This window comes from Tetragenococcus muriaticus DSM 15685, from assembly GCF_000423785.1.
Taxonomy (GTDB): domain Bacteria; phylum Bacillota; class Bacilli; order Lactobacillales; family Enterococcaceae; genus Tetragenococcus; species Tetragenococcus muriaticus.
The window spans coordinates 62,068-72,862 of record NZ_AUIQ01000003.1; the positions used below are offsets into that span (position 1 = coordinate 62,068).

The window sequence follows — 10,795 nt, forward strand, 5'->3', positions numbered from 1 at the left end:
GCAAGGGAACGTTCGTTTGTGTATAATGGAATTGAGGTGGAAAAGATGACTGGCTTACAGTTTCCGTTAAAAAACGATACGTCGCGTAAAATTATTCATATTGACATGGATGCTTTTTTTGCTTCAGTTGAGGAAAGAGATGACCCAAAACTAGCAGAGCACCCGCTTATCATTGCGCGTCATCCTAAAGATACAGGAGGGCGCGGAGTCGTTACAACGGCAAATTACAAAGCACGTAAATTTGGGATTCATTCAGCAATGAGTGCGCAAAAAGCTTACGAACTATGTCCTCATGCTACTTTTTTTCCAGGAAACCAGCAAAAATATCGAGCAATTTCTCAACAAGTACGAGAAATTTTTCATCGTTACACAGATATTATTGAACCTGTGTCGATTGATGAGGCATATTTGGATGTGACGAATAATAAAATAAAGAGCAGTTCTGCGATAAAAATTGCTAGATTGATCCAACATGATATTTGGCAAGAGCTACATTTAACTTGCTCTGCTGGTGTAAGTTATAATAAATTTTTAGCTAAGTTAGCTTCTGACTACCAAAAACCAAAAGGTCTAACAGTGGTAACGCCAGAAGAGGCTGTTGATTTTTTACAAGATTTGCCCATCGAAAAATTTCATGGTGTTGGTAAAAAAACAGTTCCTAGAATGTATGAATTAGAGATTTATACAGGAAAAGATCTTTATCAAAAAAGCGAAATGGAACTCATTCAGGAATTTGGCAAAATGGGATACTCTCTTTATCGTAAAGTTCGGGGAATACATAATTCGCCCGTTCAAATTACAAGGAAGCGGAAATCTGTCGGACGTGAGCGAACATACGCTAAGCCTTTAACGAGTGAACAAGCATGTCTAACAGAGTTAAGAGTGATGGCTGCTGAAGTTATGCAAAGTTTAAAAAAAGAACAAAAACATGGGAAAACCGTCGTTTTAAAATTGCGCTATTCTGATTTTGAAACAATGACAAAAAGGATAACAGCACAAGAATATGTTTATCAAAAAGATGCTATTTTTTCTCAAGCAAGTTTACTTTTTGAAGAAGTGGCTCAGGTGGAAAAAGGCGTACGCCTTTTAGGCATTACTTTGACCAATTTGGATCCACTAACTTATGAAAATATTGTACTTCCATTGTGGGAAACAGGTGGTTCATAAATGAAAAAGTTTTTTACATGATAAGACAATATGAGCGAACTTTGTGGTTGCTATCGAATGAACGAAACAGTGCAAGTAAAAATAAGAAAAATATCCGAGCTATACAAGAAATGATTCCTGCTATCACGCAGTCGATCTTATTAAATAGCTCGGATATTTTATTACTTAAAAAATTAAATTAACTTTTGTTTTTTTATCTGTTCATACTGGTTGCTAGCATCACGACATTTTTCCCAAATAACTGCTTGTCCAGTATCTAATGATTTTTTTACATCAATAATTCGTTGATTACGGCTGCCACGAAACTGCAAGTTTAAATCTTTTTTATCTATCTCAAAACGACCATCGACCAATATATCAATTTTTGCAAGTAGATCAAGTTTATCTTCAGTATCTTGTAGTAATTCTTCAAAGGTATAACCAGACCAACTCCATATGTCTTTTTTATTTCCATAAGTTTGTCTTGTTCGGTTAACCACTTGTAGACAAACTTCAGTATTCAAAAATGGTTCTCCTCCTAAAAGGGTTAGCCCTTGCACATATTCTGGCGCTAAATCGTTGATAATTTGTTCTTCTAATTCTTGGGTAAAAGGTGTGCCGTAGCGAAAGCTTTGGACAGCTCTATTAAAGCAACCTTTACAGGCAAAAAGACAGCCGCTTACGTATAAACTGTTTCTTACCCCTTCACCATCAACAAAGTTAAATGGTTTGTAATCTGCAATATAGTTTTGACTATAATCCTTTGCTTGCCACTCTTTAGGTTTTGGGTTGCGCAATGTTTGCCTCCTTAAAATAGCTTATTCATCTTTAATATGTTTCACACGAGAAGCGATTTCCTTATGTCGCCCATGAACCATAGGGCGTGCTTGTGGATTGCCTAGATAACCACAAGTTCTTTTAACGACATCGCAAGTTTTAGGGTCATGATTCCTGCACTGTGGGCATTCAAATCCTCTCTCTGTGGCTTTAAAGTCACCTTCAAATCCGCATTCGTAACAATGATCAATCGGAGTATTCGTTCCTAGATAACCAACTCGATCGTAAGAGTAGTCCCACACTGCTTCAAGGGCTTTTGGATTTTGTTGTAAGACTGGATATTCACAATAATGAATAAAACCACCTGAACAATATTTAGGATATTCCTTTTCAAAATCTAACTTTTCAAAGGGAGTAGGATCTTTGCGGATATCATAGTGAAAACTATTAGTATAATATTCTTTATCTGTAATATTTTCTACGATCCCAAATTTTTCAGTATCTAAACGGCAGAAACGGTCAGTTAGACTTTCACTTGGTGTTGAATAGACGCTGAAATGATAGCCGTATTCGTCTCCCCATTGATCCGTATGATTTTTTAATTCTTTCACAATAGCTAAAGTGAACTCTTTGGCCTTTTCATTGTTTTCCCAAGAATTTCCATAAAAAGCCGCAGCTGTTTCATATAGACCAATATATCCTAAAGAAACAGTAGCTCGTTTGTTTTTAAATAAAGTATCTACTGTTTCGTTGCGACCTAAGCGTTGACCAAAGGCGCCATACATATAAAGAATGGGCGCGTTAGCTGGTGTAGCTTGTTTACAGCGATTCACCCGATAAACTAATGCATCTTTAGCGATATTTAAGCGTTCATTGAAAATTTCCCAAAATTTATTCATGTCTCCTTCGGCTTGCATCGCAATTCGGGGGAGGTTTACCGAGACCACTCCTAAATTCATTCGTCCCACATTGATTTCTTCGCCTTGTTCGTTTTTCCAACCTTGTAAAAACGAACGACAACCCATAGGTACTTTAAAGCTACCTGTGAGTTCAACGATTTTATCGTAATTTAAAACATCGGGATACATTCGCTTTGTAGCACATTCTAAAGCTAATTGCTTGATATCATAATTGGGATCTTCTTTGTTTAAATTTGTTCCACGTTTGATACTAAAAATTAATTTAGGAAAAATGGCCGTTCGATGTTCACTTCCTAACCCTTGAATTCTATTTTGCAAAATGGCCCGTTGGATTTCTCTAGCAAACCAATCTGTACCAAGACCAAAGCCAACGGAAGTAAAAGGTGTTTGTCCGTTTGAAGTAAATAATGTATTAATTTCATATTCTAAACTTTGCATGGCGTCAAAAACATCTTTTTTTGTTTTTTGCTCGGCAAACTTTTCTTGAGAAATAGTGTCATCTATCCAATGTTTCGCATCATTAAGGTGCTTTTGATAATTTAATTTAGCAAAAGGAGCCAAGGTTTCGTCTAAACGATCGGCAGAACACCCCCCATACTGACTAGAAGCAACATTAGCGATAATTTGTGAGATTTGAGCGGTTGCTGTCTGAATAGATTTAGGAGATTCTACTTCAGCGTTTCCAATTTTAAACCCGTCGTTAAGCATACTTTTAAAGTCGATCAAACAACAATTTGTCATAGGGGCATAAGGGTGGTAATCAAGGTCATGATAGTGAATATCTCCCTTTTGATGAGCGTTGGCAACATGTGTTGGTAACATTTTCAGTCCCATTGATTTTCCTACAATGCCAGCTGTTAAATCTCTCTGAGTATTAAACACGTCGCTATCTTTGTTCGCATTTTCATTGACTACTGTTTGTTCTTTATCCATTAATTGATCGATACTAAAATTAATATCTGTCGCTTGGCTTCGTTTGAAGTCTCGTTGCGTACGATAGTTAATATACTCTTGAGCTAATTCATATTCATGATTTTCTAAAAGTGTATGTTCAACGATGTTTTGAATCTCATAGATTTTAATATTATCTTTAAATCTTCCTATTATTTCATTAGTGATTTGATCTACAATAAGCTTGATATGTTCATGATCAAGTGAAGATACTTCATTTTGAATATGTTTTTTGGCACTAATTAAGGCGTTATAAATTTTTTGGACATTAAATTCGACTAAACGACCATCACGTTTAATAACTTGCATAGTTGTAATAGTAGTAAGGTTTTGTGGCTTATCCTCTTGTTTTGTTGTAAGCAAATTGATCAACTCCCTTTTCTTGTTCAATATTTATCGTAAAGGATTCTACCTCTTTTTTCAACAATATATTGTACTTTGTTTTATAAATTTCACTATATATAGTACTTTTATGTTTTTAAAATGCCCTTTAAATAAAGGCTATGAAGGGGTCTTGTGATTGTCTGTTTTTAATACAAGAGGACAAAAATTTTATTCGTTGCTTTGTTAATGTCATGTTATACTTAAAAATAGAAATGACAGAGGAGGAATTTTACATGATTTATGTCCCTAATGAAAATAATGATCCAAGAGTGAACTTAGCGATTGAAAACTATTTGTTAGATGAAATGAGAACGGATGAGCCGATTCTTTTGTTTTATATTAATGAACCTTCCATTATTATTGGCCGTAATCAAAATACATTTGAAGAGATTAACCAAGAATACGTGGATGAGCACGGGATTCACGTTGTAAGACGCCTTAGCGGGGGTGGAGCAGTCTATCATGACTTAGGAAATTTAAATTATAGTTTTATTACACCTGATGATGGAAATTCTTTTAGAAACTTTGCTAGATTTACTGAACCAGTCATTAAAGCGCTTCACGATATAGGAGTAACCAACGCTTATCTTAAGGGGCGTAATGATTTAGTGATTGATGACATGAAGTTTTCTGGTAATGCAATGTATTCTACGAATGGAAGAATGTATGCTCATGGTACTTTGATGCTTGATAGTGATAAAAACGAAGTAACGAATGCTTTAAAAGTGCGTAAAGACAAAATCGAATCCAAAGGAGTGAAATCGATTCGCTCCCGCGTAACCAACATCAAGCCTTTCTTGCCAAAAGAAAACCAAGATATGACCACCGAAGAATTTAAGGAAGAGATTTTGTTGAAAATTTTTGGTGTAGATTCTGTAGATGAAGTGAACACTTATGAATTGACCGATGAAGATTGGCAAAAAATCCAAGAATATACAGACAAATATTATGGGAATTGGGATTGGAATTATGGTCATTCTCCAGAATTTAACGTTGAACGTTATAAGCGTTTTTCTATTGGTTCGATTGATATTCGTTTGAATGTCCAAGAAGGAAAAATTGCTAATGCTAAAATCTATGGCGATTTTTTCGGTTTAGGAGATATCAAAGATGTAGAAGATAAACTAATTGGAACTCGTTATGAAAAAGAGGCGTTGAAAAAAGTGGTGGACACCATTGATGTTAAAAAATATTTTGGCGATATGGAAAACAAAGAGCTATTTGATTTAATTTATTAAATGAAGAGGAGGAGATGAATGTCTACGCTTAAGATTAACCAAAAAGAGCTTTTTCCTATTGGATTAGGCACTTGGCATATGGGTGAAGATCAAGAAAAAAGAGAGCAAGAACTACAAGCTTTAAGAACAGGCATTGAACATGGAGCTGTTGTTCTTGATACGGCAGAAATGTATGGCAATGGAGACTCAGAACGTCTAGTAGGAGAAGCGATTCAATCCTTTAACCGGGAAGATTTATTTCTAATTTCTAAAGTATATCCTTGGAATGCTTCGAAAAAACAATTGCCTATTAGTTTAGATAATAGTCTAAAACGTTTAGAAACAGACTATTTGGATCTCTACTTATTACACTGGACAGGAAATATTCCTATCGAAGAAACAATCGAAGCTTTAGAAGAAGCAAAAGAAGCTGGAAAGATCAAAGCTTGGGGCGTTTCTAACTTTGATGTGAAAGATTTAAAAGAAATGTATGACAAAGAAAATAGTCAAAATTGTCAAGTGAATCAAGTGCTTTATAACTTAGGAGAACGTGGCATTGAGTTTGATCTACTACCTTTTATGCAAGAAAAACAGCTACCTTTGATTGCCTATGCACCGATCGCACAAGGAGATCGGCTAGGCGGAGACTTGACAAAAAATGCGAAGTTACAAGAAATAGCGAAGAATCATCAGTCGACAATTTTTCAAATCTTGTTAGCTTGGAGTATTCGACACGGACAAACACTTGCGATACCTCAATCAGGTAAGGCTGAGCATGTCATCGAAAATATCAAAGCTGCTGAAATTGAATTGACAGATGAGGAAATTGAAAAATTAGATAAAGAATTTCCACCACCGACAAGTAAACAACCTTTAGCTATTATTTAAGTTAAAAAAGAGGAAGCTAAGACTATTACTTAGCTTCCTCTTTTTTATGTGTATAGATATTAGTAAGCACGGGCAATCCAAAGGGTATGCTTTGCTGGCTTGCCGCTAACAATATCGACTTCTTTTTCCATGGGCGCTTCAAAAGGAATGTTGCGAGTGGTAAATCCTGTTTCTTCTTTTATCGTTTCTTCCGTTTCTTCAGTGCCATCCCAGCCAATTAATACAAAGCCAGGTGTTTTATCTTCTTCTTTACATGTTTCAATATGTTCTTTTAGCTCTTGTAAAGTATTGATATGCAAGTATTCATTTTCTTTAACACGTTTTCGCGCTTTTTCTAGTAGACGTGGTGTCATAGCAGTTAATTCGTCAGCTACAAAAGTGTCAATTTCTTCAAATGCTACTTTTTGTTTATCAGCTACATCACGACTTTTAACTATAACATGGCCATTTTCAATATCACGTGGGCCACATTCGATGCGAATACAAGCACCTTTTAGCTCCCACTCATTGAATTTATAACCTGGAGTATTATCACTGTCGTCTAAACGTACACGATAACCAGCTTCTTTTAGGTTATAGAAAATTTCATCTAATTTTTCCATCACCCCAGGATTTTTCTTCCAAGGACCTACTGGCATTAAAACAATTTGAGTAGGTGCTACCGTAGGTGGAAGCACTAACCCATTTTGGTCTCCATGAGACATAATCAAAGCGCCAATCAATCTGGTGGAGGCTCCCCAAGATGTCGTATAAGCATGGACATGTTGATTTTCTTTATTCAAATAAGTAATATCAAAAGCCTTCGCAAAATTAGTACCCATATAATGCGAAGTCCCAGCCTGTACAGCTTTACCATCTTGCATCATTGCTTCAACAGAGTACGTATCAACAGCGCCAGCAAACCGCTCTGAAGGTGTTTTTTTCCCTTTATACACAGGGATTGCTAAGAATTCTTCGCAAAGACGTTCATATTCATCTAGAGCACTCATCGTACGTTCATAAGCTTCTCTTTCTGTTGCATGAGCCGTGTGACCTTCTTGCCATAAAAATTCTGAAGTGCGTAAAAAAGGCAAAGTTTTCTTTTCCCAACGGAAAACATTGGCCCATTGGTTGATTTCATAAGGTAGATCACGATAGGAATTGATCCAATCTGAGAAAGCTTCACCAATCGTTGTTTCTGAAGTAGGGCGTAAACCTAAAGGTTCTTCCAATTTTTCGTCGCCAACTTCTGTTACCCACGGAATTTCAGGAGCAAAACCTTCTACATGGTCAGACTCTTTCATGAAAAAGCTTTGCGGAATTAACATAGGAAAATAAGCATTGCGAATTCCTTGTTTTTTTAAAAACTTATTGAATTCTTCTTGAATATGTTCCCATAATTCATAACCGTCCGGACGGAAGATGATCGACCCTCTAACTGAGGAATAGGCCATTAGTTCAGATTGTTGCACTGTTTGTAAATACCATTCTGTAAATTCGTTTGTTTGTTCTGACATTTATTTTCCTCCTTCAAATAAAAAAGCATCCCATCCTAAAAAAGGACGAAATGCGTAAATTTCGCGGTACCACCTTTATTGATCACTTTATGTGATCCAACTCAAAAAAAGATAAAGGGCTTTAACCCGTTGTTTTTATTGGCAGGTTCATAAACACAGGGGCACCAAAGTTCCAGCCTAGCTTTGGTTCTCTAAAAGCATGTCTTCATTACTAATCCAATTTCTGATTTAAGATTAATAGGAAATAGGAAAAAAAGCAAGGAAAATCTTAGAAAAGATTGCAGGTTTTTAAAGGAATTCGTATAATAAAAAAAGTGAAAAACAAGGAGAGTCAGATATGCAAAATGAAATGATGCACCGACCAGTAGTAAAATCTGAGCTGGTTGATTACATGCGTACTGCCCAAAAGCCGTTAACGGGTAAACTACATGAGATCGAAAAAGATGCTAATAAACGAGGGGTTCCGATTATTCCACATGAAACCGTGGTATTTATGGAATTTTTATTAGGGCAAGTTAAACCTCAACAAATTTTAGAAGTTGGTACAGCGATAGGCTTTTCTGCCAGTTTAATGGCTCAGTTTGTAGGAGACAAGGGACACGTAACAACAATTGATCGCTTTGACAAAATGATTGAAGAAGCAAAAGAAACCTTTCGCTATGTAGGCACTGAAGATAAAATCACTTTACTCGAAGGGCAAGCAGCTGATATTTTGCCTACTTTACAAGGAAAGTTTGATTTTATTTTTATGGACAGCGCAAAATCAAAATATATAGAATTTTTACCAGATTGCTTACGTTTACTAAAAAAAGAAGGGATTTTGATGTTCGATGATATTTTTCAAGGAGGTACCATTTTACAGTCTGAAAAAGAAATACCGCGCGGCAAACGGGGTATTCATAAGAAATTAAACCAATTTCTAGACGTTATTAATAACCATCCTGACTTAACCTCTACTCTAATTCCATTAGGAGATGGAGTTGCACTGATTACTAAAGAAGCAGAGCAAGTGAATCTTTAATTATTTTCTGATTGATGTTCTGAATATAATCTCAGGACATTAATCGAGAAGACTTATGACCTGAAATGCAGCTCAGGACATAGATATCTTGGACTTATGTTCCAAAAACTGAAATTTCATCTAAAAAACAGCTTACTTATGATCTGAAACCAATTTCAGGTCATAAGTTTTTAGTTTTAACAAAAAAGTAGAAACACGCCAAAAGAAATTGAGAAAACCATAAAAAGTAATTGACATTACTAGGAGGTTTTCCTATAATTATCTATGTTGTCAAATCAATTGTCGCAGTAGCTCAGTGGATAGAGCATCCGCCTTCTAAGCGGATGGTCGGGGGTTCAAATCCCTCCTGTGACGTTATAATTACTTTCCTTGAATGCTGGTATAATAGCATTTACGCTTTTAAGGTGACGTTATTTTTAGATAATTAACGGCTACTTTGTAGGATATTTTAGCTCTCTTGGACTATCGAAAAAATAGTTTAAGGGAGTTTTTTTGTATGCCAAAGTCTAAAATATTTAAGGTGAATAATTATAGTATGAATCAAACAAAATCCAAAGGTAGAACAACGGTAACTGAAGGTTGGAAGATCGTAAATAAGCAATGGTGTTAGGTTAAATTCATGGACACATTTTTATAGAGTACTATAATATTTTATGAAAGGGTGTCCGTTTATGACAAAACGATACAACCAAGAAACAAGAGAATTGATTCTTCAATTGAACGAACAAGGACAAAGTGTACCTTCCTTAGCACATGAATATGGGATTTCAGAAGCAACGATATATAACTGGAAAAAAGAATACACGCCGGATGAAGAAACAGGCAAAAGTCAGGCAGATTTCCATCAAATGGAAAAGGAAATGCATCGTCTGAAGCAGGAAAATGATATCCTAAAAAAAGCTATCACCATATTCACGAAAGAGTAAGGGATGACTCGTTAATTTATGAAATTATTGATAAAGAGCGTCAAGAATATCCCGTACGAACATTAACGAGTGTACTCGAGGTATCGAAATCAACTTACTATGCTTCCAAGTACCGTTGTCCGAGTCAAAGAAGCCAAGAAAACGAACAATTAAAAGAAGAAATTCTACAGATTTACGAGAAAAGCAAGCGCCGTTATGGCGCCCCTAAAATCACCTACAAATTAAAACAGTTGGGTTGGAGCGTTGGTCTCAAGCGCGTCCAAAGGTTGATGCGAGAACTTGGAGTTCATTCCGTTATTCGAAAAAAGTACCGTCCAGCGACAAATCATGAAAAAGTAACTGCTCGTGAAAATCTCTTAAAACAAGATTTCTCTACAACTTCAATCAACCAAAAATGGGGCGCAGATATCACCTATATCCATACCCAAAAAGAGGGTTGGACTTACTTGGCTTCTGTCATGGATTTGTATTCTCGTAAAATTATCGGCTATTCTTATGGCAAACAAATGACGACTTCGATTGTCGTGGATGCTTTTCACCAAGCCGTGCAAAATCAACAATTAAAAGAGGGGCCTAATTTGGTCCTTCAAACGGATTTAGGCACGCAATATACAAGCTATGAATTTGAAAATCTTCTCCTCCAGTACCATGTCAGTCATTCTTACAATCGCAAAGGCACCCCTTATGATAATTCAGGGATCGAATCTTTTCATGCGACTTTGAAAAAGGAAGAAGTTTATTTGAGACAGTACAAAACTTTTGATGAAGCGCGTCTTGCTTTATTCCAATACATCAATGGTTGGTATAACCGCGAACGCATTCATGGGAAACTCAATTACTTAACGCCCCAACAAGCGGAAGATCAAGTCAAAATGTCGGCGTAGGTTTGAGATTCTCCTACACATTTTTTGAGGAACTTATCCACGAGGCCTTCTCGTCATCGTCTCCGCCTAATGTCAAATACGGTTCTCCATTTGATATTAGGCGGAAACGATGACATTCTCGAGAGTGGATTCGTTTCGAAAAAAGACTCTCGAAAAATGTGTCCAAGATATTGACGTAAATCCAC

Annotated in this window: 9 protein-coding genes and 1 tRNA gene; 7 read left to right on the top strand and 3 right to left on the bottom strand. The window is 36.2% G+C overall.

Annotated features, from left to right (window positions below):
• The first annotated feature begins 45 nt into the window (after nt 1-45).
• Both dinB and G577_RS11960 read left to right on the top strand, forming a co-directional pair.
• Nucleotides 46-1,167, top strand: a complete 1,122-nt coding sequence (gene dinB, locus G577_RS0101620) for a DNA polymerase IV (protein ID WP_028789655.1) — start codon at nt 46-48, stop codon at nt 1,165-1,167.
• 17 nt (nt 1,168-1,184) lie between these two features.
• Nucleotides 1,185-1,349 (top strand): hypothetical protein, encoded by a 165-nt coding sequence (locus G577_RS11960; RefSeq protein ID WP_155988470.1) that lies wholly within the window; start codon nt 1,185-1,187, stop codon nt 1,347-1,349.
• On the opposite strand, the gene nrdG is transcribed toward G577_RS11960, so the two are convergent.
• The gene (gene nrdG, locus G577_RS0101630; protein WP_028789656.1) at nt 1,341-1,943 is read right to left on the bottom strand and encodes an anaerobic ribonucleoside-triphosphate reductase activating protein; all 603 of its coding nucleotides are present in this window, start codon (nt 1,941-1,943) and stop codon (nt 1,341-1,343) included. The two genes, G577_RS11960 and nrdG, sit on opposite strands and share 9 nt — an antisense overlap.
• Before the next feature lie 21 nt (nt 1,944-1,964).
• A complete protein-coding gene (nrdD, locus tag G577_RS0101635) occupies nt 1,965-4,103 on the bottom strand; it encodes an anaerobic ribonucleoside-triphosphate reductase (RefSeq protein WP_155988471.1) in 2,139 nt (712 codons plus the stop codon).
• 308 nt (nt 4,104-4,411) lie between these two features.
• Between nrdD and lplA the strand changes: the two genes are divergently transcribed.
• Both lplA and G577_RS0101645 read left to right on the top strand, forming a co-directional pair.
• Nucleotides 4,412-5,416, top strand: coding sequence for a lipoate--protein ligase (gene lplA, locus G577_RS0101640; RefSeq protein WP_028789658.1), 1,005 nt, complete (start codon nt 4,412-4,414; stop codon nt 5,414-5,416).
• An 18-nt stretch (nt 5,417-5,434) separates the two neighbouring features.
• A complete protein-coding gene (locus G577_RS0101645; protein ID WP_028789659.1) occupies nt 5,435-6,283 on the top strand; it encodes an aldo/keto reductase in 849 nt (282 codons plus the stop codon).
• Between the two features lie 59 nt (nt 6,284-6,342).
• Here G577_RS0101645 and proS read toward each other — a convergent pair whose 3' ends face one another.
• Nucleotides 6,343-7,779, bottom strand: a complete 1,437-nt coding sequence (proS, locus tag G577_RS0101650; RefSeq protein WP_028789660.1) for a proline--tRNA ligase — start codon at nt 7,777-7,779, stop codon at nt 6,343-6,345.
• 337 nt (nt 7,780-8,116) lie between these two features.
• Here proS and G577_RS0101655 point away from each other — a divergent pair, with 337 nt between their 5' ends.
• The 3 genes from G577_RS0101655 to G577_RS11690 all read left to right on the top strand — a co-directional run bounded on the left by G577_RS0101655 (nt 8,117) and on the right by G577_RS11690 (nt 10,610).
• Nucleotides 8,117-8,800 carry an O-methyltransferase gene (locus G577_RS0101655; RefSeq protein ID WP_028789661.1) on the top strand — a complete coding sequence of 228 codons (684 nt, stop codon included), beginning with the start codon at nt 8,117-8,119 and terminating at the stop codon, nt 8,798-8,800.
• A gap of 281 nt (nt 8,801-9,081) precedes the next feature.
• Nucleotides 9,082-9,154: transfer RNA gene (locus G577_RS0101660), tRNA-Arg, on the top strand.
• A gap of 299 nt (nt 9,155-9,453) precedes the next feature.
• Nucleotides 9,454-10,610, top strand: a protein-coding gene (locus tag G577_RS11690; protein ID WP_373852710.1) for an IS3 family transposase whose coding sequence is annotated in 2 segments (ribosomal slippage) — nt 9,454-9,700 and nt 9,700-10,610 — 1,158 coding nt in all. Because the reading frame shifts where the segments join, the coding sequence is not laid out codon by codon here.
• The last annotated feature ends 185 nt before the right edge of the window (nt 10,611-10,795 follow it).